General features: G+C 65.4%; 23 protein-coding genes. 9 read left to right on the plus strand and 14 right to left on the minus strand.

Going from position 1 to position 25,224, the window contains the following annotated elements; translation table 11 throughout:
• The first annotated feature begins 419 nt into the window (after positions 1–419).
• Positions 420–860 (plus strand): excalibur calcium-binding domain-containing protein, encoded by a 441-nt coding sequence (locus JKL46_RS35410; protein ID WP_246529211.1) that lies wholly within the window; start codon positions 420–422, stop codon positions 858–860.
• Between the two features lie 129 nt (positions 861–989).
• Here JKL46_RS35410 and JKL46_RS08400 read toward each other — a convergent pair whose 3' ends face one another.
• Positions 990–2,417: an aminotransferase-like domain-containing protein gene (locus tag JKL46_RS08400; protein ID WP_201831811.1), complete on the minus strand. Its 1,428-nt coding sequence runs from the start codon at positions 2,415–2,417 to the stop codon at positions 990–992.
• A 90-nt stretch (positions 2,418–2,507) separates the two neighbouring features.
• On the opposite strand from JKL46_RS08400, the gene JKL46_RS08405 reads away from it, so the two are divergent.
• On the plus strand, positions 2,508–3,392 hold the full coding sequence (locus tag JKL46_RS08405; RefSeq protein WP_201831812.1) for a DMT family transporter: 885 nt from the start codon (positions 2,508–2,510) through the stop codon (positions 3,390–3,392).
• A 51-nt stretch (positions 3,393–3,443) separates the two neighbouring features.
• Complete coding sequence (locus JKL46_RS08410) at positions 3,444–5,300, plus strand: ABC transporter ATP-binding protein (RefSeq protein ID WP_201831813.1); 1,857 nt, start codon at positions 3,444–3,446, stop codon at positions 5,298–5,300.
• 141 nt (positions 5,301–5,441) lie between these two features.
• Here JKL46_RS08410 and der read toward each other — a convergent pair whose 3' ends face one another.
• The 3 genes from der to JKL46_RS08425 form a co-directional block, all read right to left on the minus strand.
• Entirely contained in the window at positions 5,442–6,788 is a 1,347-nt protein-coding gene (gene der, locus JKL46_RS08415; protein WP_201831814.1) for a ribosome biogenesis GTPase Der, read from the minus strand.
• A 20-nt stretch (positions 6,789–6,808) separates the two neighbouring features.
• Positions 6,809–7,483: a tetratricopeptide repeat protein gene (locus tag JKL46_RS08420; RefSeq protein WP_201832130.1), complete on the minus strand. Its 675-nt coding sequence runs from the start codon at positions 7,481–7,483 to the stop codon at positions 6,809–6,811.
• Positions 7,484–7,677: 194 nt separating this feature from the next.
• On the minus strand, positions 7,678–8,268 hold the full coding sequence (locus JKL46_RS08425; RefSeq protein WP_201831815.1) for an NnrU family protein: 591 nt from the start codon (positions 8,266–8,268) through the stop codon (positions 7,678–7,680).
• Positions 8,269–8,562: 294 nt separating this feature from the next.
• Between JKL46_RS08425 and JKL46_RS08430 the strand changes: the two genes are divergently transcribed.
• The 3 genes from JKL46_RS08430 to JKL46_RS08440 all read left to right on the plus strand — a co-directional run bounded on the left by JKL46_RS08430 (position 8,563) and on the right by JKL46_RS08440 (position 12,698).
• Positions 8,563–9,186, plus strand: a complete 624-nt coding sequence (locus JKL46_RS08430) for a TRAP transporter small permease subunit (RefSeq protein WP_201831816.1) — start codon at positions 8,563–8,565, stop codon at positions 9,184–9,186.
• Between the two features lie 39 nt (positions 9,187–9,225).
• Positions 9,226–11,130 (plus strand): TRAP transporter large permease, encoded by a 1,905-nt coding sequence (locus tag JKL46_RS08435; RefSeq protein WP_201831817.1) that lies wholly within the window; start codon positions 9,226–9,228, stop codon positions 11,128–11,130.
• Between the two features lie 161 nt (positions 11,131–11,291).
• The gene (locus JKL46_RS08440; protein WP_201831819.1) at positions 11,292–12,698 is read left to right on the plus strand and encodes a sodium:proton antiporter; all 1,407 of its coding nucleotides are present in this window, start codon (positions 11,292–11,294) and stop codon (positions 12,696–12,698) included.
• A 65-nt stretch (positions 12,699–12,763) separates the two neighbouring features.
• Here JKL46_RS08440 and JKL46_RS08445 read toward each other — a convergent pair whose 3' ends face one another.
• From JKL46_RS08445 to JKL46_RS08460, 4 genes are read right to left on the minus strand one after another with little or no spacing between them, the layout of a single operon-like run.
• The gene (locus JKL46_RS08445) at positions 12,764–13,483 is read right to left on the minus strand and encodes a hypothetical protein (RefSeq protein WP_201831820.1); all 720 of its coding nucleotides are present in this window, start codon (positions 13,481–13,483) and stop codon (positions 12,764–12,766) included.
• A gap of 25 nt (positions 13,484–13,508) precedes the next feature.
• Complete coding sequence (locus tag JKL46_RS08450) at positions 13,509–13,856, minus strand: ArsC family reductase (RefSeq protein ID WP_201832131.1); 348 nt, start codon at positions 13,854–13,856, stop codon at positions 13,509–13,511.
• 3 nt (positions 13,857–13,859) lie between these two features.
• Positions 13,860–15,416 carry a glutamine-hydrolyzing GMP synthase gene (guaA, locus tag JKL46_RS08455; RefSeq protein WP_201831828.1) on the minus strand — a complete coding sequence of 519 codons (1,557 nt, stop codon included), beginning with the start codon at positions 15,414–15,416 and terminating at the stop codon, positions 13,860–13,862.
• Between the two features lie 53 nt (positions 15,417–15,469).
• Positions 15,470–16,768 (minus strand): RsmB/NOP family class I SAM-dependent RNA methyltransferase, encoded by a 1,299-nt coding sequence (locus JKL46_RS08460; protein WP_201831830.1) that lies wholly within the window; start codon positions 16,766–16,768, stop codon positions 15,470–15,472.
• Between the two features lie 119 nt (positions 16,769–16,887).
• Here JKL46_RS08460 and JKL46_RS08465 point away from each other — a divergent pair, with 119 nt between their 5' ends.
• Positions 16,888–17,037 carry a hypothetical protein gene (locus JKL46_RS08465; protein WP_173909496.1) on the plus strand — a complete coding sequence of 50 codons (150 nt, stop codon included), beginning with the start codon at positions 16,888–16,890 and terminating at the stop codon, positions 17,035–17,037.
• Between the two features lie 152 nt (positions 17,038–17,189).
• On the opposite strand, the gene JKL46_RS08470 is transcribed toward JKL46_RS08465, so the two are convergent.
• Positions 17,190–17,621, minus strand: a complete 432-nt coding sequence (locus JKL46_RS08470) for an MAPEG family protein (protein ID WP_201831832.1) — start codon at positions 17,619–17,621, stop codon at positions 17,190–17,192.
• 21 nt (positions 17,622–17,642) lie between these two features.
• The gene (gene guaB, locus JKL46_RS08475) at positions 17,643–19,136 is read right to left on the minus strand and encodes an IMP dehydrogenase (protein ID WP_201831837.1); all 1,494 of its coding nucleotides are present in this window, start codon (positions 19,134–19,136) and stop codon (positions 17,643–17,645) included.
• 174 nt (positions 19,137–19,310) lie between these two features.
• Here guaB and JKL46_RS08480 point away from each other — a divergent pair, with 174 nt between their 5' ends.
• Both JKL46_RS08480 and JKL46_RS08485 read left to right on the plus strand, forming a co-directional pair.
• On the plus strand, positions 19,311–20,747 hold the full coding sequence (locus tag JKL46_RS08480) for a DHA2 family efflux MFS transporter permease subunit (RefSeq protein ID WP_201831844.1): 1,437 nt from the start codon (positions 19,311–19,313) through the stop codon (positions 20,745–20,747).
• A gap of 73 nt (positions 20,748–20,820) precedes the next feature.
• A complete protein-coding gene (locus JKL46_RS08485) occupies positions 20,821–21,678 on the plus strand; it encodes a dienelactone hydrolase family protein (protein WP_201831846.1) in 858 nt (285 codons plus the stop codon).
• 65 nt (positions 21,679–21,743) lie between these two features.
• Here the strand turns inward: JKL46_RS08485 and JKL46_RS08490 are convergent, their stop codons facing one another.
• The 4 genes from JKL46_RS08490 to JKL46_RS08505 form a co-directional block, all read right to left on the minus strand.
• Positions 21,744–22,235, minus strand: a complete 492-nt coding sequence (locus JKL46_RS08490; RefSeq protein WP_201831848.1) for a hypothetical protein — start codon at positions 22,233–22,235, stop codon at positions 21,744–21,746.
• 149 nt (positions 22,236–22,384) lie between these two features.
• Complete coding sequence (locus JKL46_RS08495) at positions 22,385–23,320, minus strand: Gfo/Idh/MocA family protein (RefSeq protein WP_201831850.1); 936 nt, start codon at positions 23,318–23,320, stop codon at positions 22,385–22,387.
• A gap of 37 nt (positions 23,321–23,357) precedes the next feature.
• On the minus strand, positions 23,358–24,056 hold the full coding sequence (locus tag JKL46_RS08500; RefSeq protein WP_201831851.1) for an SAM-dependent methyltransferase: 699 nt from the start codon (positions 24,054–24,056) through the stop codon (positions 23,358–23,360).
• Positions 24,053–25,174, minus strand: a complete 1,122-nt coding sequence (locus JKL46_RS08505) for a Ppx/GppA phosphatase family protein (RefSeq protein ID WP_246529212.1) — start codon at positions 25,172–25,174, stop codon at positions 24,053–24,055. Before JKL46_RS08505 ends, JKL46_RS08500 begins: the two co-directional genes overlap by 4 nt.
• Positions 25,175–25,224 lie beyond the last annotated feature (50 nt).

Genomic DNA, 25,224 nt, shown 5'->3' on the forward strand with positions numbered 1-25,224 from the left:
TCAGAGGCAGGTCTTGAGGCAACGATATAGCCAAGATTGGGAATGATGTCAAGAACAAAGTGAGAACATAACATCACACCTTACCTCGCCTCATCACCCCTCATCCCCGCGCCGTCATGGCCGCACTTGGTGCGGCCACCCACGTCTTGGGAACCACCACGCTGCTTAAGACGTGGGTGCCCGGGACAAGCCCGGGCATGACGGCGCGGGTGTCATTCCCGGTCCGGTCACGGCGAGCGTGGCGCCTATGGAATCGAGGTCCCCAGAACGAGTCCGGGGGATGACGATGGAAGAAGTGCCGCGCTTCACCGCATTGGCACCAACAGACGGATCAACTCCGGAGAGGTGATGACGTATCAAGGCGACCATAGCAAAGGATCTTACGCCATGTAATAACAGATATGAGCGATAGGAGACACATGGCGAAACTGCCTAAAGACTGGCGAGTCTTTGCGAGGGACGATCCCGCCGATGAGTTTCGCCGCTACAAAGCGCTCGTGGCTCGACACAAGACAGACGAAGCGCGACGCACACGCATCCGCCGCATACGCCAACATCCCGGCCAAGTAACCGTTTGGTGCCTGATCGTCACCGGCCTTGGCCTTCTCGGCTGGCGCATGCTGAACCTCGAGCCCCTGCCCCCGCCACCTCCGCCGAGCGCTTGGCCTGCCGAGATCCGTGCGAAGCACATCGCTGCTCGCAGAAGCTGCGAGGCGGCCCGCGCAGAGGGCCTCGCACCGGCCACGCGCGGCTATCCAGGGTATTGGCCCCATCTCGACGGGGACAACGACGGAGTGGCCTGCGAATGGAGCCTCGGCATCCCCAGCATCTCCCTTCATACCCTCCTGGGCGGCAAGTGAGAGACGACTGACTACCCTCGTCATCCCCGGACTTGTTCCGGGGACCCACGTCTTAAGCAGCGTGGTGGTTCCCAAGACGTGGACCGCTGCAACGAGTGCGGCCATCACGGTGGGGTTGCGAACGGTGCATCACCCCCTCGCCGCCCGCTTCATCGCCCCCTCCAGCACCCCGAACACTCGTTCGTCCGCGGATTGGGCGACGTTGAAGCGCATGTGGCTTCCGGCCGATTGCGAGGGGCTGAAGACGTTGCCGGGGGCGAGGACGAGGTTGTCGGCAAGCGCGTGGCGGGCGACGTCGGCGGCGGCGAGATCGTGCGGGAGGCGGCACCAGAGAAGCATGCCGCCCTTCGGCACGATCCAGGGCTCGATGCCGAGCGCCCGAAGACGCGGGATCGTTGTGGTCATGGCTTTGGCGAGGCGGGCTTTCAGCGTCTCCAGGTGCTTGCGATAGCCGCTCGAGCCGAGCACGGCGAAAACGAGCTCCTCCGACATCCGGCTGCTGGAAAAGCCGGTGGCGATCCGGAAGTCGGTGAGCGTCTCGATCCAGTCCGGCCGCGCGGCGACGTAGCCGCAGCGGAAGGAGGCCGAAAGGGTTTTGGAAAAGCTGCCGATCCGCACCACGCGCTCGAGCCCGTCGAGGGCGGCGAGGCGCGGCGCCGGCTCGGTCTCGAAATCGGCAAAGATGTCGTCCTCGACGATGGTGAGCCCATATTGCTCCGCCAGTTTCAGGACGCGATGCGCCGTGGCGATGGACAGGCTCGCCCCCGTGGGATTGTGGAGGCCGGAATTGGTGATGTAGAGGCCGGGCCGATGCGCCGCGAGCGCCTGCTCGAATTTTTCCAGATCTGGCCCGCCCGGCGTGTAGGGCACGCCGATCACCGTCACGCGGTGGGCGCGCAGCAGGGCGAGGAAATTGAAGTAGCAGGGATCGTCCACCAGGACCGCGTCACCGGGCTTCACCAGCAGCCGGCACACGAGATCGATCGCCTGGGTGCCGGAATCCGTCAGCAGGATACGGTCGGGGGCAGCCTGAAACCCCTGCTCGGCCATCCGCCGCGACAGGAGCTGGCGCAAGGCGGCAAGGCCGAGCGGCGTGCCGTAATCGGTCAGCGCGGTCTCATCCCTCATGCGTGAAAGGCCGCGCAGGCCACGCCGGATCTCTTCCTCCGGCATCCAGCTCGCCGGCAGCCACCCACAGCCGGGCTTCGATGCCTCGGGCTGCGTCTCGAGGGAGAGCCGCGAGACCCATAAGGGGTCGATCGCCCGGTCGAGCCTCGGCGCGAGTTCGGCGAGCGACAGCGGCGCCGATGGCGCGGCGCTGTAGAAGCCAGAGCCGGGCCGGGAACGGATGACGCCCTCGGCGGCGAGCCTTTCATAGGCCTCCACCACGGTCGATTTCGACACCTGCATGGTGCCCGCAAGCGCCCGGATGGACGGCAGCTTCCCACCCTGGGCGAGCGACCGGCCGGCGATCTGCCGGCGGACCGAATCCATGACGCGCTCGACGAGCGTTCCATGTGAGGCGAGATCCGAGAAATCGTCCACTGTACTGCCCATCGCTCCATGACAGTTCGGGCAAACTGTACCTGACTGTCTCTGGTTTTTCCAGGCCACCCGGGCGAAATGAGAGCATCGAGGGAGCGATGCATGGACAGGACGACGGAAGGCTGGATCAGCGGTTTCATCGGAGTGCTGATCTTCAGCGGCTCCCTGCCGGCGACCCGTGTCGCCGTGCTCGACATCGATCCGCTGTTCCTGACGCTGGCGCGGGCGACGATCGCCGGCCTTCTCGGCCTGGCGCTGCTCCTGGCCCTGCGTCAGAAGCCTCCCGCCCGCAGCGAGCTGGCATCGCTCGCCGTCGTCTCGCTGGGCGTGGTGATCGGCTTCCCGCTGCTGACGGCACTCGCCCTGCAGCACATCACCACGGCAAATTCCATCCTATTCGTCGGCCTCCTGCCGCTCGCCACGGCCGCCTTCGGGATCCTGCGCGGCGGGGAGCGGCCGCAGCGTGCCTTCTGGCTGTTCTCAGGGTTAGGCGCGGCCTTCGTCGCCGGCTTCGCCCTGCTCCAGGGCTCCTCGATCTCTCCCGTCGGCAGCCTGCTCATGCTCGCCGCCATCGTCCTGTGCGGGCTCGGTTACGCGGAGGGCGCGAAGCTCGCCCGCACGCTCGGCGGCTGGCAGGTCATCTCCTGGGCGCTGGTTCTCTCCCTGCCGCTGACCGCCGGTCTCATGCTGCTCAACCTTCCCGGCACATGGAGCGGCATCGGCATGCCGGCCTGGTGGGGCCTTGCCTATGTCTCCCTGTTCTCCATGCTGATCGGCTTCGTCTTCTGGTATCGCGGCCTCGCGCTCGGCGGCGTCGCCGGCGTCGCGCAGCTGCAATTGCTGCAGCCCTTCTTCGGCCTGATCCTGGCGGCCCTGCTTCTGAAGGAAACCATCGGCTGGGCGATGATCGCGGTCAACGTCGCCGTGATCGCCTGCGTCGCCGGCGCCAAGCATTTCGCGAAGCCCCACGCGGCGCAGGCGCGCTAGCAACAGGGGCAGCGCCTCGACGGGCGGGCCTGCGCATCCCATCTTTAGGGCATGGTCCATGCAGCTCTCGTGCCGAACCTCTCCCTCCGCGAACGGGTCGGCGCTCTCCGTCACATCCCCGCGCTCTTCCGTCTGGTGTGGCAGGCGAGCCCGGCGCTGACCGCATCGAGCCTCGGTCTGCGGCTCGTCCGGGCGGTCGTGCCCATCCTCATGCTCTATGTGGGCAAGCTCATCATCGACGAGGTCGTCGCCCAGACCCAAATGGCCTCGGCCGGCCCGACGATCAGTGACTGGGTGGCGAGCGGCCGGCTCAACCTGCTGGGTGCGCTCGTCGTGCTGGAGGCCGCGCTTGCCATCGCGGCGGACCTTCTCGGCCGGGCGAGCGCGCTCGTCGACAGCCTGCTCGCCGAGCGCTACAGCAATTTCGCCAGCGTGCGCCTGATGGCGCGTGCGGCGATGCTCGATCTCGAACAATTCGAGAGCAGCGACCAGCAGGACCGGCTCGACCGGGCGCGGCGGCAGGTGACCGGCCGGACCACGCTTCTGACCCTCCTCTTCGGCCAGGTTCAGGACGTGCTCACCATCCTGTCCCTTGCGGCTGGGCTTGCGGCCTATGCGCCGTGGCTCCTCGGGCTCATCGTGCTCGCCCTGCTGCCGGCCTTTCTCGGCGAGGTGCATTTCAACGCCCAAGGGTACCGGCTCAACTACTTTCGCACGCCCGAGCGGCGCCAGCTCGACTACATCCGCTATCTCGGCTCCAGCGTCGAGACCGCGAAAGAGATCAAGCTGTTCGGGCTGAACGGCTTCCTGGTCGAGCGGTTCAGCCGCTTCGCCGAGCGCATGTACGGCGACAACCGGCAACTCGCGATCCGCCGCGCCGTCTGGGGCGGGCTCTTCGCGGCCTTGGCGTCGCTCGCCTATTACCTCGCCTATGCGCTCGTGGTGTGGCGCACGGTCCGCGGCGATTTCAGCATCGGCGACCTGACCTTCCTGGCAGGCTCCTTCCTGAGGCTGCGCAGCCTGCTCGAGGATCTGCTCCTCGGCTTCTCGCAGGTCGCCGGACAGGCGCTCTATCTCGACGACCTGTTCTCGTTCTTCGAGATCGAACCCACGATCGCCTCGCAGCCGAACGCGCTGCCGTTTCCGCGGCCCATGCGGTCGGGCATCACCTTCGAGAATGTCGGCTTCCGCTATCCGGATTCCGCGCAATGGGCAGTGCGCCATCTCAACCTGACGATCCGGCCCGGAGAGGTCGTCGCCCTCGTCGGCGAGAACGGCGCCGGTAAGACCACCATCGTGAAGCTGATCGCCCGGCTCTACGACCCGACCGAGGGGCGCATCCTGCTCGATGGCCGGGACCTGCGCGACTACGACCTCACCGAACTCAGAAGCGAGATCGGCGTGATCTTCCAGGACTTCGTCCGCTTCCACTTCACGGCCGCCGAGAACATCGGCGCGGGCCGGATCGAGGCGTCGGCGGATCGCGGCCGCATCCGCTCGGCGGCGGAGCGCAGCCTCGCCGACCCGGTGATCGCCCGCCTGCCTAAAGGATACGACCAGCCGCTCGGAAAGCGCTTCAACGAAGGTGCGGATCTGTCCGGCGGCGAGTGGCAGAAGATCGCGATTGCGCGAGCGTACATGCGCGAGGCCGACGTGCTCATCCTCGACGAGCCCACTGCCGCCCTCGATGCCCGCGCGGAATACGAGGTGTTCCAGCGCTTCCGCGATCTCAGCCGCGGCAAGACCGCGATCCTGATCTCGCACCGCTTCTCGACCGTGCGCATGGCCGACCGGATTCTCGTTTTGGAGAATGGACAAGTGGCGGAAGCCGGCGCGCACGAGGACCTCGTCGCCTCAGGCGGTCGTTACGCGGAGCTCTTCGAGCTGCAGGCTTCGGGGTATCGGTGAGAGTGAAGATAACCTCCATCACGTCATCACCGGCCTTGTGCCGGTGATCCCGATGCCAAGGGCGCGATGCCAAGCGCGCTGCGCTTCTCGGTATCGGGATGGCCGGGACAAGGCCGGCCATGACGTGGAGGATTTGAGAGCCTACTTCCGTCCCTTGTCGAACGGGTTTTCGCCCGTGCGCAGCGAGACTCGGATGGGCGTGCCCGGAAGGTCGAAGGCTTCGCGGATGTTGTTGACGAGGTAGCGGGTGTAGCTTTTCGGCAGGGCGTCGAGCTGGTTGCCGAAGACCGCGAAATGGGGCGGACGCGCCTTGATCTGCGTCATGTAGCGGATCTTGATCCGGCGTCCCGAAACGGCCGGCGGCGGGTTGGCCTCGATGGCCTCCGAGAGCCATTGGTTGAGCCGCGCCGTCGAGATGCGGGTGTTCCACTTCTCGTAGACGTGGAGCACCGCCTTCATGAGCGGGTCGATGCCGCTGCCGGCGAGTCCCGACAGGGGAACGACCGGCGCGCCGCGCACCTGCGGCAGCAGGCGGGAGGCCTTTTCCTTCAGATCCGCGAGGAGGCCTTTCTGGTCGGCGACGAGATCCCATTTGTTGAGGCCGATGACGAGGGCGCGGCCCTCCTGCTCCACCAGATCGACGATGGACAGGTCCTGCTTCTCGAACGGGATCGTGGCGTCGAGCAGCACCACCACCACCTCGGCGAAGCGCACGGCGCGCAGGGCATCGGCGACCGAGAGCTTTTCGAGCTTGTCCTCGACCCGGGCGCGCTTGCGCAGGCCCGCCGTGTCGAAGAGCTTGATCTCGCGCCCGCGCCATTCCCAATCGAGGGAGATGGAATCGCGGGTGATGCCGGCCTCGGGGCCGGTCAGCAGGCGGTCCTCGCCGACCATGCGGTTGATGAGCGTCGACTTGCCCGCATTGGGGCGTCCGACGATGGCGACCTGAAGCGGCTTGTTCGGGTCGTCCTCTTCCTCCTCGTCCTCGTTGGGATCGGGGAAGAAGGGCATCAGGGCCTCGAAGAGGTCCGCCAGTCCCTCGCCATGCTCGGCCGAAAACGGAATCGGATCGCCCAGGCCCAGCGAGAAGGCATCGTAGGCGCCTGCCATGCCGGCGCCGCCCTCGGCCTTGTTGGCGACGAGGATCACGGGCTTGCCCGACCGGCGCACCATCTCGGCGAAGGGGCGGTCGGCGGGCAGGATCCCGACGCGGGCATCGATCACGAAGAGGATGACATCGGCATCACCGATGGCGGCCTCCGTCTGCGCACGCATGCGGCCGAGGAGCGACTCCTCCGTCGCCTCTTCCAGGCCCGCGGTGTCGACGATGCGGAATTCGAGATCGCCGAGCTTGGCCTCGCCCTCGCGCCGGTCGCGGGTCACACCCGGCCGGTCGTCCACAAGCGCCAGCTTCTTGCCGACGAGACGATTGAAGAGAGTCGATTTGCCGACATTCGGCCGCCCGACAATGGCGACGGTCGCCGTCATGTCCTGTCCTATCTATCCTACTACTGCGTCGCCTGAACCGGACCGCCCGCCACGAGCGCAGTATAGACGGCAAGGCGCTGCCTCAGGGAGGACGGCGTCTCGCGATCGGCGGCGATCTGGTCGAACCAGCGGCCGGCATAATCCATGTCACCGGCCTTAAGGCCGGACAAGCCTAAGAGTTCCCGAGCGGAATGGCGCCAGGCATTGGTGGGTACCGCGAGCGGTTCGACCGCCTGCCGCAGGGCGGGGGCTTCAGCCGTGTCGAGGCGCAGCCAGGCGGCGCGAAGGCGCGCAAGGTCCTTCCAGAGCGCGGGCACCGAGGCGTCGTTGGCAAGCGCATCGAAGGCCGAGGCGCCGTTCTCCGCGCTCTGCTGGCCGAGTTCGCCGGCGAGGCGGAAGCGCGCGAGCATGGCATAGCCCGTGCTGCCATCTTCCTTCACGACGTTCTCGAAGGCGGCCTGCGCCTCCTGCCCCTTGTCCTCGGAGGAGAGGCGCAGGGCTTCCTCGTAACGGGTCGCAGCCTCCTGCGCGCGGGTCTCCTGCATATGCTGCCAGAAGCGCCAGCCGCCGACGGAGGCGACGATCAGGACAACAACGCCGACGATGATGCCGTTGTAGCGCTTCCAGATCTGGGCGATCTTGTCGCGGCGGTATTCCTCATCGACTTCGCGAATGAACTCGTCGTTCGGGGCCATAATCTCACTCATGCGGCTTGGCGGCCGCCTCCTGCAATCGAAGCAGGTCGTTAAAGCATCGGACCCAAAAGTGGAACCCACTTTTGGGACCATCCGATGCTTCACCATGGATGAGCGCATCGATTTGCGCGGAAAACCGGACCCACTTTTCCGCTCGATGCGCTAGCACAGGCTCCCCCGCAAGGCGAGAGGCTTCATGCCCGCACCGGCAGCGCCGGCACGCCGATCAGCCAGGGATGGAGCCAGAAGAGGAAGACGAGATAGATCGCCGTGCCGACGACCACGGCCAGAATGTCGTTGCGCCAGCCCGCCGGCGCAGCCGTTCCGCCGTGCTGGGCCGCCACGTCTCGCCGCTTGACGCTGATGCGGGCGGCGACCGCCCAGGCGAGGATGGAGCCGAAAAGCAGGATCGAGCCGAGATCGCCGTTCGCGAGGAGATGGGCGAGCGCCCAGATCTTCACGCCGGCGAGCATCGGGTGCTTCAGCCGGGCCTTGATGCGTCCCGGCAGATAGGCCGCCGCAACGCAGACGAAGGCGATCCAGACCAGGAGCAGCGCCAGATGGCGGGTCCAGACCGGCGGATCCCAGACCGGGATGTAGCCTCCCGCCCGATACTGGCCGTAACCGACGGCAATGAGCACGATGCCGACCATGGAGAGCAGGGAATAGATCCCCTTGTACGGTCCCTCCCCGACCCGCGTAATGAGAGCTGCCCGGCTACCCCTGACCATGCTGAAGCAATGCACGCCGAGAACGACGACAAGGCCGAGGATGAGCAGCGTCACTGAGAAGGCCTCCCGAGGATAGGAACTTATAACCATTCCAAACTGGAAAACCAATCGGAACAATGCTGGGAGACGTCTCGACGCCTGCCCCAGGATGTTCCTACCGCAAGTTTCCTAACCCCTGCAAAGGTCTGGGCTGCCTAAACTTTTAACAAAGGGATATCTTGCAGCATAAAAATTTCCCCGCTACTGAGCGCCAAACCTTGCTTTAGACTAAAACGGCTCTGGCGACGCCGGTCCAAGTCGGTTTAGCTAGGCTGCAATAGTCAACCAACAGGTTCTAAGGGGGGACAGGTGACGGCACTTCTTGGGCTATCCCGCGTCATCGATTCGATCAACGAACGCGTCGGCAAAGTGGCTGCCTGGGCCATCGTGGTGGCCGTCCTGGTCTCGGCGATCAATGCCATCATCCGGCGCATCTTCGGCGTCTCGTCCAATGCCTGGCTCGAGCTGCAATGGTACCTTTTCGGTGCCGTGTTCATGCTCTGCGCCGCCTGGACGCTGAGATCGAACGAGCACATTCGCATCGATATCATCTCGAGCAGGCTCAAGAAGCGTGCGCGGGACGGGATCGACGTGTTCGGACATCTTTTCTTCCTGCTCCCCTTCGTGACGCTGCTGCTCTATCTGTGCATCCCCTTCTTCATGAGTTCCTTTCGGTCGGGCGAGGTCTCTTCGAATGCAGGCGGCCTGCTGATCTGGCCCGCCAAGGGCCTCATCCTGCTCGGCTTCATCTCGATGTTCTTCCAAGGGCTGAGCGAGCTGATCAAGCGCGTCGCGATCATGCAGGGCAAGCTCGTCGATGAGGAAGCAGGCGGCCACAGCGTCGAAGCCGAGGCCGAGCGCCTCATCCATGACATCGGCACCGTCAACACCCCCGGCACCGGCGCAACACCGCCCGGCGACGGCGTGAGCTGATCGTTCGGCGCTGTTCCAAGTTTTCCGGAGTTTTCATCAATGGCTGCATTGATTGCCCAGAACCTCGCGCCGATCATGTTCGCGGCGCTCGTGGTCTTCCTCCTCCTCGGCTACCCGGTCGCCTTCGCCCTGGCGGCCAACGGCCTTTTGTTCTTCTTCATCGCGGTGGAGCTCGCTCCGCTCGCGCCCGAGACCATCACCCTCTCCTGGCCGTTCCTGCAGGCCCTGCCCGACCGCATCTTCGGCACCATGTCGAACGAAGTGCTGCTGGCGATTCCATTCTTCACCTTCATGGGATTGGTGCTGGAACGCTCCGGCATGGCGGAGGACCTGCTCGATACTATCGGCCAGCTCTTCGGTCCGGTGCGCGGCGGCCTTGCCTATGCGGTGATCTTCGTGGGCGCGCTGCTCGCAGCCACCACGGGCGTCGTGGCGGCCTCGGTGATCTCGATGGGCCTCATCTCCCTTCCGATCATGCTGCGCTACGGCTATGACCGCCGCCTCGCCTCCGGCGTGATCGCGGCCTCCGGCACGCTCGCTCAGATCATCCCGCCCTCTCTCGTCCTCATCGTCATGGCCGACCAGCTCGGCCGCTCGGTGGGCGACATGTACGAGGGCGCTTTCCTGCCCGGCCTGATCCTCACCGGCCTTTACGCCGGCTACGTCATGCTGATGTCGATCCTCTTCCCGAAATCGGCCCCCGGCCTTCCGCCGGAAGCGATCGGCTATCGCGAGCCGGACGGCGCGCGCGGCGTGTGGCAGCTCGGCATCCTGGTCGTGTTCTCCGGCCTCGTCGGCTACTACGTGCTCTCGCAGACCAACACCAAGGCCGGCGCCGATTTCGTCATCCTGACGATCTGCGTCGCGACCGTGGTGGCGCTCATCTGCGCCCTGATGAACAAGATGCTCGGCGCCAAGCGCATCGCCATCTCGGCCGTGCTGGTCGCCGCGCTCATCGGTCTCTACGTGGTCTTCCACAACCAGGGCCGGGAAGCTCTCGCGCTCGCCATGGAGATGATCCTCGCCGGTGCGATCTACGCCCTGATCGTCGGTCTCGTCGAGCGCTTCACCGGCCTGCGTCTCATGTCCAACATGGCGCAGCAGGTCACCTTCGTCATGGTGCCCCCGCTCCTGCTCATCTTCCTCGTGCTCGGCACCATCTTCATCGGCCTTGCCACGCCGACCGAAGGCGGCGCCATGGGCGCGCTCGGCTCGGTGATCCTGGCCGCCATCAAGCGCAAGCTCGACAACAACCCGTCGCGCTTCAACTGGACGCTGGTGCGCCAAGCGACGGAAGCGACCGCGAAGCTCTCGGCCTTCGTGCTGTTCATCCTGATCGGCGCCCGCGTGTTCTCGCTCACCTTCTACGGCGTGAACGGCCACATCTGGGTCGAGCACCTGCTCACATCGCTTCCGGGCGGACAGGTCGGCTTCCTGGTCTTCGTGAACGTCCTGGTGTTCTTCCTGGCCTTCTTCCTCGATTACTTCGAGCTCGCCTTCATCATCATCCCGCTCCTCGGGCCCGCCGCCGACAAGCTCGGCATCGACCTGATCTGGTTCGGCGTGATGCTCGGCGTGAACATGCAGACCTCGTTCATGCACCCGCCCTTCGGCTTCGCTCTGTTCTTCCTGCGCTCGGTGGCACCCAAGGTGCCTTATATCGACCGCTTGACGGGCAAGAAGATGGAGCCGGTGACCACGGGCCAGATCTACTGGGGCGCCGTTCCCTTCGTGATCATCCAGCTGATCATGGTGGGTATCGTGATCCTGTTCCCGCAGATCGTGATGCACTACAAGGCGGCGGGTCCTGTGGTCGACCCGGCCGCGGTGCAGAAGAAGCTCGACGAGCTCCTCGTCCCCGGCCTCGGCGCTCCCGGCAGCGAACCGGGCGGCCTCCCCGGTCTCCCCGGCCTGAACTTCGACGAACCGCCGAAGATTCAGTAAGGGCGGCAGGCGCGAAACACTGCAAAGGCGGGCCGCTGAGCCCGCCTTTCGTTTGAAAGCCGGACCAGCGATTGCGGCGGAGTGATCCTTCCCATAAAACCGCTGCGTCATCAGAAAAAGAACAGCCGGTCGGATCGGCAGCCCGAGGGGGAAACGAAGACATGCTTCGCATCGTGAGCGTCACGCTGGCTGCAGCCCTGACCCTGTTGCCTCAGGCTGCTCTCGCAGCGGAGTTCGACGGGGCCAGCCTCGGCGCCGCCTGGGCCCTGCCTTTCGCCGGCATCCTGCTGTCCATCGCCCTCTTCCCGCTCCTCGCGCCGCATGCCTGGGAGCATCATCAGGGCAAGATCGCAGCCCTGTGGGGCCTGCTGGTGCTCGTTCCCATGGCGCTCGCCTTCGGGCCGGCGACCGCGTTTCACGCCCTCGCCCATACGGCGCTGCTCGAATACCTCCCCTTCATCCTGCTGCTGCTCGCCCTTTTCACCGTGGCCGGCGGCATTCTCGTGCGCGGCAACATCCACGGCGCGCCGGGCACCAACACGATCCTGCTCGCCATCGGCACGGTGCTTGCGAGCTTCATCGGCACGACGGGCGCCTCCATGGTGATGATCCGCCCCGTGATGCGCGCCAACGACGACCGGCGGCACAATGTGCACGTGATCGTCTTCTTCATCTTCCTGGTGTCCAACATCGGCGGCTCGCTCACGCCGCTCGGCGATCCGCCGCTGTTCCTCGGCTTCCTGCGCGGGGTGGATTTCTTCTGGACCACCACGCATCTTCTGCCCGAGACGCTTTTCGCCAGCGGGCTTCTGCTCGCCCTGTTCTTCATCGCCGATTCAGTGATCTACCGGAAGGAAGGGCACATCCGCCCGGACCCGACGCCCGACAATCCGGTGCGCGTCACCGGCGGCATCAATTTCGTGCTGATCCTCGTCATCATCGCCGCCATTCTCATGAGCGCCACGATCGATCTCGGCCGCGCAAATCTGTTCGGCATCGAGATCGAGCTGGCCAACGCCTTGCGCGACCTCATCATGATCGCGGTGACAATCGTCTCCCTGAAACTGACGCCGCGGGCGAACCGCGAGGAGAACGGATTCTCCTGGGGCCCGATCAAGGAAGTGGCAAAGCTCTTCGCCGGAATCTTCATCGCCATCATCCCGGTGCTCGCCATGCTGAAGGCCGGCGCGAACGGGGCCTTTGCGCCGCTCGTCGCCCTCGTGACCAACCCGGACGGCAGCGCCAACAACGCCGCCTATTTCTGGCTCTCCGGCGGCCTGTCCTCGTTCCTCGACAACGCGCCGACCTATCTCGTCTTCTTCGAGCTCGCCGGCGGCGATGCGCCGCAGCTGATGACGACCGGCGCGCTGACGCTGACCGCGATCTCGGCCGGCGCCGTGTTCATGGGCGCGAACTCCTATATCGGCAACGCGCCCAACTTCATGGTCTATGCGATTGCCCGCGAGGGCGGCGTGAAGATGCCGAGCTTCTTCGGCTATCTGCTCTGGTCGGGCGGCATCCTGATCCCGACCTTCCTGCTGCTGACGCTGCTGTTCTTCCGGGGATGATTGGCGTTTAGAGAAGAAGCATCGGATTGATCCCAAAAGTGGATTCCACTTTTGGGTCCGATGCTTTAGCGGCGCCGGTAAACGCCCGTGAACGTGACGTTCATGCCGCCGCACATGTTGTTGTCCTTGACGAGCAGATAGGGACCGAGGCGGCGCAGCCTGACCTTGCACTCGTATTCGTCGCCCTTGTCGAAGGCGATGGTTCCATTTTCGCCCATGGCGAAGGACAGGGTCGCGCCGCGCAAGGGCGCCTCGCCCTCCAGCGAGCCGAGATTGACGGCGCCGCGCTTGACGCGCTCCGGGTCGAGCGCGCCATAGGTCGCATCGCCCTTGACCTTCAAGCCGTCCTGACCGGCGCCTTTCTCGATGACGATGTCCTGCTCCGGACTGCCGCGCCAGCGCCCGATCCAGCTCTCGGCGGCAATCGGCTGGTTCGGCACGAGCGTCACCGCCGCTCGCGGGAGAAAGCCTTCCGTCGTCTGCCCCTTGGCACCGACGAAGCTGGCGCAGACGAATGGGTCGCCGCCGCCGATGAGGACGACCTCGTCGCCGGGAACGAGATAGGCCTTGTCCCGGCAGGCGGCACTGCCGTCCGGACAGCCCTTCCGGATGGCAGCCGATTTCACGAAATTTGTGCGCGGGCTGAGCGCATTGATCCGCCCGAGCGCGACCGCATCATCCGCGTCAAAGTTCTCGGCACCGAAATAGAAGGAGCATTCCGCGCCTTGCGCCAGGGCCGGACCGGCCCCCATGACGCCGAGAAGGACGAAGGCTGCAGCTCTCATCTTCCGTCCCCTGTCCGAGATGCCGCTAACGCATCGCCTCCGCATAATCCTCCGGCTTGAAGCCGACGAGCAGGCTTCCGTCGAGATCGAGCACCGGGCGCTTGATCATCGAGGGCTGGTCGAGCATCAGCGCGAGCGCCTTATGCTCGTCGAGACCGGCCTTGTCGGCGTCCGGCAGCTTGCGGAAGGTCGTGCCTGCGCGATTGAGCAACGTCTCCCAGCCGACCGCACGGGTCCAGGCCTCCAACCGCGGACGATCGATGCCTTCCACCTTGTAGTCGTGAAAGGCGTAAGGCACGCCCTCGGCGTCGAGCCAGGCGCGCGCCTTCTTCATCGTGTCGCAGTTCTTGATGCCGTAGAGCGTCGCCGCCATCATCTATTCCCACTCGATCGTGCCGGGCGGCTTCGACGTAATGTCGTAGGTGACGCGGTTGATGCCCTTGACCTCGTTGATGATGCGAGTGGCGACCCGGCCGAGGAAACCCATGTCGAAGGGGTAGAAATCCGCCGTCATGCCGTCGATGGAGGTCACCGCACGCAGCGCGCAGACATGGTCGTAGGTGCGTGCATCGCCCATGACGCCGACGGTCTTCACCGGCAGCAGCACGGCGAAGGCCTGCCAGATCTCGTCGTAGAGGCCGGCATTGCGGATCTCTTCGAGATAGATCGCATCGGCCTTGCGCAGGATCTCCAGCTTCTCGCGGGTGATCTCGCCCGGAACGCGGATGGCGAGGCCGGGGCCGGGGAACGGGTGGCGGCCGACGAAAGCGTCGGGCAGGCCGAGCTCGCGGCCGAGCACGCGCACCTCGTCCTTGAACAACTCGCGCAGGGGCTCGACGAGCTTCATCTTCATGCGCTCGGGGAGACCGCCCACATTGTGGTGGCTCTTGATGGTGACGGAGGGACCGCCGGTGAAGGAGACGCTCTCGATCACGTCCGGGTAGAGCGTGCCCTGCGCCAGGAAATCCGCGCCGCCGATCTTCTTCGCCTCCTCGTCGAACACGTCGATGAAGAGCTTGCCGATGGTCTTGCGCTTGACCTCCGGATCCGACACGCCCTCGAGCGCGCCGATGAACAGGTCCTGCGCCTGCACGTGGACGAGCGGGATGTTGTAGTGGTCGCGGAACAGCGTCACCACCTGCTCGGCTTCGGCTGCGCGCAGCAGGCCGTGATCGACGAAGACGCAGGTGAGCTGGTCGCCGATGGCCTCGTGGATCAGAACGGCCGCCACGGCGGAATCGACGCCGCCGGAGAGGCCGCAGATCACCCGGCCTTTGCCGACCTGGGCGCGGATGCGTTCGATCGCCTCCTCGCGGAAGGCCTTCATGGTCCAATCGCCCTTGCAGCCGGCGATGTCGCGGACGAAGTTGCGAATGAGCTGCGCGCCTTGGGGCGTATGCACCACCTCCGGGTGGAACTGCACGCCGTAGAACCTGTGCTCCTCATCGGCCACGACCGCGAAGGGTGCGTTCTCGGAGGCCGCCAGGACCTCGAAGCCCTCCGGCAGCTTGGTGACACGGTCGCCATGGCTCATCCAGACCGGATACTTCTTGCCCACCTGCCACACGCCCTGGAAGAGCGGGCTCTCGGTGAGGATCTCGATCTCGGCGCGGCCGAATTCGGAGTGATGCCCACCCTCGACCTCGCCGCCGAGCTGCGCCGCCATGGTTTGCTGGCCGTAGCAGATGCCGAAGATCGGCAGGTCGGTCTCGAACAGCTCCTGCGGCGCGCGGGGCGAGGTGTCGACGGTGACCGATTCCGGCCCGCCCGACAGGATCACGCCCTTCGGCTTCATGGTCCGGATCGCCTCGGCAGCCTTCTGGAACGGCACCACTTCGGAATAGACGCCGTCCTCGCGCACGCGCCGTGCGATGAGCTGGGTCACCTGGGAGCCGAAATCGACGATGAGGATTTTGTCGTGGGTCTGGGTCATGGCGGGTTCTTACGGCTTTCCGGGTCGGGACAACAATCGAAATATGAGGCTTTTCATGGGTTTCGCACCAGGATCGCGGCATAGAAGCCGTCGGTGCCGGTCTTGTGCGGGGTCAGCTGGAGGCCATAGGCCGTCCGGCGCACGGCATCCTTGAGAAAGCCGAGCCCGTTCGTTCCCATCATCTCCTCCTGGGAGACCGGCTTGAAGCCCTTCTGGCGCTCGAGGAAGGCGGAGAGCGCGTCGTCATTCTCCTCAGGCAGGATCGAGCAGGTGATGTAGACGATCCGGCCGCCGGGCTTCACCAGCTGCGCCGCCCGGTCGAGAACCGTGGCCTGCTCGTTGCGCCGAACCTCCAGGCTGCCGGGGCGGAGACGCCATTTCGCATCCGGGTTGCGCCGCCAAGTGCCGATTCCGGTGCAGGGCGCATCGACGAGGACGCAGTCCATCCGCCCGTCGAGATCCGTGACTGCATCGGCCCTCGCCCGCGGGGTGCGGACTTGGACGTTGCGCACGCCGGCGCGGGTCAGGCGGTCGTGGATCGGAGCGAGACGGCGGGCATCGTTGTCGGTGGCGTAGATCTGGCCGTGGTTCTCCATCATGGCAGCCAACGCCAGGGTCTTGCCGCCGCCGCCGGCGCAGAGATCGACCACCTGCTCGCCGGGCTTGGCGCCGGAGAGGAGTGCCACGAGCTGCGAGCCCTCGTCCTGGATCTCGATCCAGCCCTTCAGGAACTCGGGCTCCGACTGCACGGCAGGGCCGCGCCCGTCCTCGCTCGGGGCGATGCGCAGGCCGAACGGCGAGAGCGGCGTCTCGATGGCGTTAAGATGCGGCAGGGCATCATGCGCCTCCTCGCGGGATGACACCTTCAGGGTGTTCACCCGGAGATCGAGCGGCGCGCGGGTGGCGAGCGCCTGCATCTCGGGAACGAGATCATCGCCGAAAAGACGCGCGAGCGACGGCTCGATCCAGTCGGGGAAATCGCCGGCGATGGGCGCCGGCGCGCCGCTGAGGTCGGCCTTGTCCAGCCTCCCGCGCTCGTCAGCCGACAGCGGTTCCGGCGCGAAGCGCTCGCCGGAGCAGAGCGCCGCAACCGCCTCGGGCGTCAGGCCGCGCTGCAGGCGGAGCATGCCGAGCACGAGGGCGCGAGGCGTCGCCTCCCCCATAATCCAGGCGGCGGAAGCCTTCCGGCGCAGGGCGTCATAGACGAGGCTCGCGATGGCGGCCCGGTCCTTGGAGCCGGCGAAGCGATGGGACAGGCCCCAATCCTTGAGGGCGTCGGTCGCCGGGCGGCGGCGGGCATCGATATCCGAAAGGACCTCGATGGCGGCGGAGATGCGGGCTGCAGGTGTCATCGAAAAAGCACACTCAAGCTTGGCCGTAGAAACGACATAATGTTTCCTGTTTTCCGTCCCGTTCGAAAGTGGATGTTGGAACCGTGCACATCGCACGATTCTCTTTGGAGCCACTTTCCATGTTGACTCGACTGACCCGCGGCCTTGTTGCCGTCGGCCTGACCCTGACCATCGCCGCCTGCGCCACCGCTCCGGCTGCGGATATCGCCCCGCCCCCGATGAAGCAGACCGACGCCAAGACGCAGCTCGAAAGCGGCAAGAAGTTCTGAGCGTCTAGCGACCTCGTATCGCGTGTCCGACCCGGACACTCACTCCACGTCATCACCGGCCCTGTGCCGGTGATCCCGATCCGAGAGGCGCCGAGCCTCACCTTGCCGGGATGGCCGGGCTTGTCCCGGCCATGACGCTTAACGTTCGTCCATCAAACTCCCGTCTCCGCCGCCAGCACCCTGAGGCCGAAGATGATCCACATGATGGCGAGGATCAGCACCCCGACCACGAAGGCCGTGAAGCGCAGGGACACCTTGTTCGAGGTGACATGGATCGCCGCATGGACCAGCCGGCTCGTCACGAACATCCACGACATCACCACGAAGAGCATGTCGGCCTTGCGGGTGAACAGCGCCAGCACCACCAGCACGTAGAACAGCACCGGGATCTCGAACTGGTTGTGGTACGCGTTCGAGATCTGCAGGATGCGGGTCGGCCAGTTGCGCTCGCCCAAGGCGATATCCCTGACCTTCACCTCCCCGGCCCGAAGCGTGCCGAGCCGCGCGCTGCCCATCCAGAGCAGCAGGACGACGGTCAGCGCGACCTGGACATAGACCGGGAGGAGAACTGAGGTGATGCTCATGAACGCGTACTCGACTGAAGCTTAGCTGCGGGTCGGATAGTTAGGGCTCTCCCGCGTGATCGTCACGTCGTGGACGTGGCTTTCGCGCAGGCCCGCGCTGGTGATGCGGATGAACTGGGCCTTTTCCTGGAACTCCGGCAGGGTCGCGGCGCCCACATAGCCCATGGAGGCGCGCAGGCCGCCGGCGAGCTGGTGCAGCACGCCCGAGACCGGGCCCTTGTAGGCCACCTGGCCCTCGATACCTTCCGGCACGAGCTTCAGGGTATCGCGCACCTCCGCCTGGAAGTAGCGGTCCGCCGAGCCGCGGGCCATGGCGCCGACCGAGCCCATGCCGCGATAGGATTTGTAGGAGCGGCCCTGGTAGAGGAACACCTCGCCGGGGGTCTCGTCGGTGCCGGCGAGCAGCGAGCCCACCATGGCGCAGGACGCGCCGGCGGCGAGCGCCTTGGCGAGATCGCCCGAGAACTTGATGCCGCCGTCCGCGATCACCGGCACGTCGGCCTGGGAGGCCGCCTCGACGGCCTCCATGATGGCGGTGAGCTGGGGCACGCCGACGCCCGCCACGATGCGGGTGGTGCAGATGGATCCGGGGCCGATGCCGACCTTGATCGCATCCGCGCCGGCATCGATGAGCGCCTTTGCGCCTTCCCGCGTCGCCACGTTGCCGGCGATCACCTGGACGGCGTTGGAGAGCTTCTTCACCCGGGTGACGCTCTCCAGAACCTTCACGGAATGGCCGTGGGCGGTATCGACCACGACCACGTCGCAGCCCGCATCGATGAGGCGCTCGGCCCGCTCGAAGCCCTGCTCGCCCGTCGTGGTGGCGGCGGCGACAAGGAGACGGCCCTGCTCGTCCTTGGCGGCGTTGGGATAGGCGACCTGCTTCTCGATGTCCTTCACCGTGATCAGGCCGATGCAGCGGTAATGGTCGTCGACGACCAGAAGCTTCTCGATGCGGAACTGGTGCAGAAGGCGGCGGGCCTCGTCCTGGCTCACGCCCTCGCGGACCGTGATCAGCCGGTCCTTGGTCATCAGTTCGGAGACCTTCTGGCCGGGATTGTTGGCGAAACGCACGTCACGGTTGGTCAGGATGCCGACGAGCTTGCCCTTGGCGCCGCCCGGCCCGCGCTCGACCACCGGAATGCCGGAGATGCCGTTATGCTTCATCATGGCGAGCGCATCGGCAAGGGTCTCGTCGGGGAAGATGGTGATCGGGTTCATCACCATGCCCGACTCGTAGCGCTTCACGAGGCGGACCTGCTCGGCCTGGGCCTCCGGCTCCAGATTGCGGTGGATGACGCCCAGGCCCCCGTTCTGGGCCATGGCGATGGCCATGCGGGCTTCCGTGACCGTATCCATGGCGGAGGCGACGATCGGCATGTTGAGGCGGATGGTCCGGGTCAACCGGGTCGCTACATCGACGTCGCCTGGCAGGACTTCGGAGCGGCCGGGACGGAGCAGCACGTCATCGAAGGTCAGTCCTTCGATGATCTTATCGGCAATTAAAGAGGCCATGACCAACTCCTAAAAGGGTGTGCGAGTGAGGAAATATCGCTTTGGCGAGTTGGCACGGGTCCGTAGCACGGGCGCACCGTTTCGCAAAGGGCCGAGCGGCGCGCTCGCAGAAGACCAGCCTTGCGCCTTTTTGCCCTTTGCAAGGAGGTTGCATCGGGTTAAGTGCTGCGAGTTATGCGCCGATCCCGCCTTCTCCCGCTGATCATTGCGACTGCCCTGTTCATGGAGAATACGGATTCGACCGTCATCTCCACGTCGCTGCCGATGATCGCGGAGACCCTGGGGACGGATCCGATCGCCCTCAAGCTGGCGCTCACCTCCTATCTGGTGAGCCTCGCGATCTTCATCCCGATCTCCGGCTGGATGGCGGACAAATACGGCGCTCGCACGATCTTCACCGCAGCGATCGGCGTATTCATGGCGGGGTCGCTGGCCTGCGCGGCCTCAACCTCCCTCGAATGGTTCGTGATCGCCCGCTTCGTCCAGGGTGCCGGCGGGGCCATGATGGTGCCGGTGGGGCGCCTCGTCCTCCTGCGCAGCGTCCCCCGCAGCGAGGTGGTGCAGGCGCTCGCGACCCTGACGATCCCGGCCCTCGTCGGCCCCATCGTCGGCCCGCCGCTCGGGGGCTTCATCACCACATTTTTTCACTGGCGCTGGATCTTCTTCATCAACATTCCCATCGGCATCCTGGGGATCGTGATGGCGCTGCGTTTCGTGCCGAACATCAAGGAAGATGACACCCCGCCCCTCGACACCATCGGCTTCCTGCTATCAGGCTTCGGCTTCGCCCTGGTGATGCTGGGCTTCGCCTCGGGTGGGCGGCACCTGATCCCGGGAGAGATCTCCGCTGGCTGCGTGATCGTCGGCGCGATCTGCCTCGTCCTCTACATCTTCCATGCGAGGCGCACGCCCTATCCGGTCCTGCATCTCAACCTGCTCAAGATCCCCACCTTCCGCATCAGCGTCGCCGGCGGCTTCATGTTCCGCATCGGCATTGGCGCCATCCCCTTCCTCCTGCCGCTGATGCTGCAGGTGGGCTTCGGCCTCAGCCCCCTCGCCTCCGGCTCCCTCACCTTCATCGCGGCGGTGGGCGCGCTGTTCATGAAGACGATGGCGAAGCGCATCCTCGAGCGGTTCGGCTTCCGCAGGGTTCTGACGATCAATGCGGTCATCGGCGCCTCCTTCGTGGCAGCCAACGGCTTCTTCACGCCCGATACGCCCCACTGGCTGATCATGATCCTTCTCCTGGTCGGCGGCTGCTTCCGCTCGCTGCAGTTCACCAGCATCAATGCCATCGCCTACGCGGATATCTCGAACCGCGAGATGAGCTACGCCACGAGCCTGGCGAGCGCCCTGCAGCAGGTCTCGCTCAGCGTCGGCGTCGCGGTCGGCGCCTTCGTGCTGGAATACGTGGCAGGCCTTAACGGCGACGCCACGATCACGGCGGGGGATTTCGGCCCCGCTTTCTGGTTCGTCGCTTTCATCTCGGCACTGGCGGCCTTCATCTTCGCCCGTCTGCATCCGACGGCGGGCGCGGAGATGTCCGGACACAGGATTGTGAAGGAAAAACCGGCCTCGAGCGGCCTCGGCGACGGTATGTCCGGCCGATAGGCTGCGCTAGGCTCTCGCCGGCAACGAACAGGGGCCTCACGTCACTTTCGGGACCCCGCCGGGAGGAGAGAGCATGGACCAGCGCATCATCGATCTCTACGACGACTTCACCCATGGCGGCATGAACCGCCGTGCCTTCCTCGACCGCCTCGCGGCGCTCGCGGGAAGCACGGCGGCTGCGACGACCCTGCTGACGGTGCTGCAGAACAATTACGCCCAGGCCCAGACCATCCCAGAGAACGATCCCCGGATCACCGCCGAGACCGTCGACATTCCCGGCGCGCAGGGGCTCAAGGGCTATCTCGTGAAGCCGAAGGATGCTTCCGGAAAGCTGCCTGCCGTGATCGTCATCCACGAGAACCGGGGCCTCAATCCGCATATCAAGGATGTCACCCGCCGCATGGCGGCCGAGGGCTTCATCGCGCTCGGGCTCGATTACCTCGCGCCCATGGGCGGCACGCCCGCCGACGAGGACAAGGGCCGCGACATGATCGGCCAGCTCAAAGCACCCGATGTGATCGCCTACGGCAAGGCGGCGGTGGCCTATCTGAAGAGCCGCCCGGACGGCAACGGCAAGGTCGGCGCGATCGGCTTCTGCTGGGGCGGCGGCGCGGTCAACACCCTCGCCGTCAACGACCCGAACCTCAATGCGGGCGTCGCCTATTACGGCGGCCAGCCTAAACCTGAGGACGTGGCGAAGATCAACGCCGCCATGATGATGCATTACGGCAGCCTCGACGAGCGCATCAATGCCGGCATCCCGGCCTATGAGGCGGCCCTGAAGCAGTCCGGCAAGACCTACGAGATCTACGTCTACGAGGGCGCCAACCACGCCTTCAACAACGACACCAACGCGGCCCGCTTCGACAAGGACGCGGCCGAGGTCGCATGGAAGCGGACCGTCGGGTTCCTGAAGAAGAACTTGGCGTAACGGTGCAGCGCTCTCATTCCGGGTTCAAGCCTTGGGCTGCCCGGAATGAGGGTCGTCGGGCATCCCTAGCCCTTGAGACGGGCGTTGCACTGGGAGTAGTAGCCGCCGCCCTTCTCGATCCATTTCAGGCCGCCATTGCCGTTTCCGCCTCCTGTCTCGTTGGCCTTGTACTGATCGAGGCAGGTGTGCATCCGCGCCTTGCCGGCCGATTCAGTCGAGTATTTCGACGAAACGGCGGTCGGGAACACCGCGTTGCCGCGTGCCATCGGAGCTACGGGCCGTGTCGCGGACGGGTTGGTTCGGCTCTGGGGTGCGACGGCGCCCGTCGTTGCCGGAGTTGAAGGACTGGCAGCCGCCGGAGCCGCCGATGCGGTCGTGCCGCATTGCGCCTTGCGGAAGTCATTCCAGGACATCGAGCCAAGGGTTCCGGCCGTCTGGGCGGCTTTATACTTGGCGCTGCATTCCTGCATCGTCACCGCGGAGGCAGGCGTCGGATGAGCCAGGGTCAGTCCTACGGTCCCGGCCATGATGGCAAACACGGTCAGATTTCGCTGCATGATCAGCCTCCCGTACTGTCGGGCTCGCCGATCGAGCAACGTTCTTCACGGCCACATTGCGACACGGCAATGCTTCCTGCCGCGGCCCAGTAGGCGAGTCCTTAAACCATGTCGGAACGACCGAATATGTTCCCGCCCGAGACTCCGGCTCAATCCTCGAACGCGTCCACCTGCACCCGCTTGCCGATCATGAAGGCGTCCGCCACGAGGCGGAACGGGGCGATGTCCACTTCCGACTGGCGGGCGTTCAGGAGTTCGTCGAAGCGACGGTAGATCGCCTGGTACTCGGCGGGCGTCTCGTTCACCACTTCGCGGCCGCCGATCTCGAGACAGCTGCCGCCATGGCTGAGTTTCAGGGTCAGGCCGGCATCCGTCTCGACCTCGATGTCCCAGGTCTGCGGGCCGGTCTGGCGCCAGTCGAACACCGCCTGCAGGTTCCCCGTCCCGTGACTCATGGAGAATGTCAGGTTGGCGGCGATCGGCGCATCGCGGTTCGCCGGGAATTCCAGTGTCGAGCTCTTGATGAAGACCGGCTCCGGCATGATGCGGGTGACGATGGACAGCGCGTTGATGCCCGGATCGAAGACGCCGAAGCCGCCGGCCTCCCAGATCCATTGCTGGCCCGGATGCCAGTGCCGCACATCCTCTTTCCAGGTCACGAGAAGCCGCTTGATCGTCCAGCCGGCGAGAGCCTTCTTCGCCTCGTCGACAGCCTTGTTGTACTGCGCATGCCACGTCGTGAAGACGACCCTGCCCATCTTCGCGGCGAGGTCCTTGAGATCCTCAAGCTCGCTCAAGGTCGCCGCCGGTGGCTTCTCCAGAAGGACATCCTTGCCGGCAAGCAGCGCCTCGCGGGCAATCTGGTGCCGGACCTGCGGCGGCGTGCAGATCGAGACCGCCTCCACCTCGGGCAGCTTCAGCAGGTCCCGATAATCCAGGAAGGTGTATCGCGCATCCTCATGGGTGAGCCCGCGCTGGCTCGACACCGCGAGGAGATGGAAATCGGGATCCGCCTTGACGACCGGCAGATGCTGATCCTGCGCGATCTTGCCGAGGCCGATGATGCCGATCCGGTGCAAAGCCATGGTCGTGCCTCCTGATGCCCGATGTCGCGCAAAAGCGTCAGGCTTCGGGTGTTTCGCCTGAACGTCCCCGAAAACCGGTCGCCAGCACGTAGAGTTCCGCCGAATCGGCCCGGCTCGCGGAGGGCTTCACATGGCGCACAACGGCGAAATCGCGCTTGAGATCAGCCAGCAGTTGGCTCTCCGTTCCGCCCTGAAACACCTTGGCGACGAAGACGCCGCCCGGCGCGAGGATTTCACGGGCGAAATAGATCGCCGCTTCAGCGAGGCCGATGATGCGCAGGTGATCGGTCTTCTTGTGGCCGGTGGTGTTGGCCGCCATGTCGGACATGACGATGTCGGCCTCACCGCCGAGCATCTCGATCAGCTTGCCCGGCGCGCTCTCGTCGAGGAAGTCGAGCTCGATGAACTCCACCCCCGGCATCGGATCGATGGGCAGCAGGTCGATACCGACGACCTTGCCCTTCGCACCCACCTTCTTGGCCGCGATCTGCGACCAGCCGCCGGGCGCGGCGCCGAGATCGACTACGCGCTGGCCGGGTTTGAGGATGTGATATTTGTCGTCGATCTCGATCAGCTTGAAGGCAGCACGCGAGCGGTAGCCTTCGCGCTTCGCGCGGGCAACGTAAGGATCGTTGAGCTGGCGCTCGAGCCATTTCTGCGACGACAGCGACCGCTTGTGGGCGGTTTTCACGCGCTGCTTGAGATTGCGGACGCCGGAACCGGATTTGGCACTCACCGCTGGCCGCCTCCCCGCCACACGGAATCCTCGCGCATCATGTTCATCAAAATTCCTTCGCGCAGTCCGCGATCCGCGATGCGCAGGCGCTCCGAGGGAAAAGCCCGCCGGATCGCTTCCAAGATGGCGCAGCCGGCGAGAACCAGATCGGCGCGATCCTTGCCGATGCAGGGGTTCTCGGCGCGCTGCGAGAAATCGGAATGCAGCAGGCGCTGCATCACCGTCGAGATCTCGCCGTTGCGCATCCACATCCCGTCGACCCGGCGCCGGTCATAGCGCGCAAGCCCCAGGTGAATCCCGCCGACGGTGGTGACGGTTCCCGAGGTCCCAAGCAGGTGGAAATTGTGCGCGCGCCCGGCCTGGGCCGCCACGAGGGCGAAATCGAGCAGGAGTTCGGAGACCTCCTCGACCATGCCCTCGAAGGTTTCCGGCGTCACGTCGATGCCGCCGTGGCGCTCGGCCAGCGTCACCACGCCGACGGGCAGCGAGTCCCACGCGCGGATGCGCTTGCAGGGATCGGCGAAGGCATGCGGCGCCTGACCGTCGAGCCACGCGATCTCGGTCGAGCCGCCGCCGATATCGAAGACGATGACCGAATGCGCCTTCGGATCGACGAGTGACGCGCAGCCCGTGACGGCAAGATAGGCTTCCGTCTTGCGGTCGACGATCTCCAGTTCGAGATCGAGCTCGTTTCGCACGCGGTCGATGAAGGCCGGGCCGTTCTCGGCGAGACGGCAGGCCTCGGTGGCGACGAGACGCGCACGCCGCACATCCTTGGAGATCATCTTCTCGCGGCAGACGCGAAGCGCGTCGATGGTGCGCCCGATCGCATCGTCGCTGAGACGGTTGCCGAGACCCAATCCCTCGCCCAGCCGGACGATGCGCGAAAATGCATCGACGACGCGAAATCCGAAATGCGCAGGCTCGGCAATGAGAAGACGGCAATTGTTCGTGCCGAGGTCGAGCGCCGCGTAGCCGCGCGACGGACGCCGTCTCACATCGGGCCGCGGCGGAGATTCCCGACGGTCGGCACCCCATGACGATCCGTTTGCCGAGCCGTGAAGCGGTTCGGCGACCCTGTCGTCGTCAGCTGCTGTTACGTCGGCCTTGACGTTCAAAACGATTCCCCGAGCATCCGGATGGATGTCCTGTTGCGTGAAGAGTAACC

It is taken from the genome of Microvirga zambiensis WSM3693 (genome assembly GCF_016735695.1).
GTDB classification, from domain to species: Bacteria; Pseudomonadota; Alphaproteobacteria; order Rhizobiales; family Beijerinckiaceae; genus Microvirga; species Microvirga zambiensis.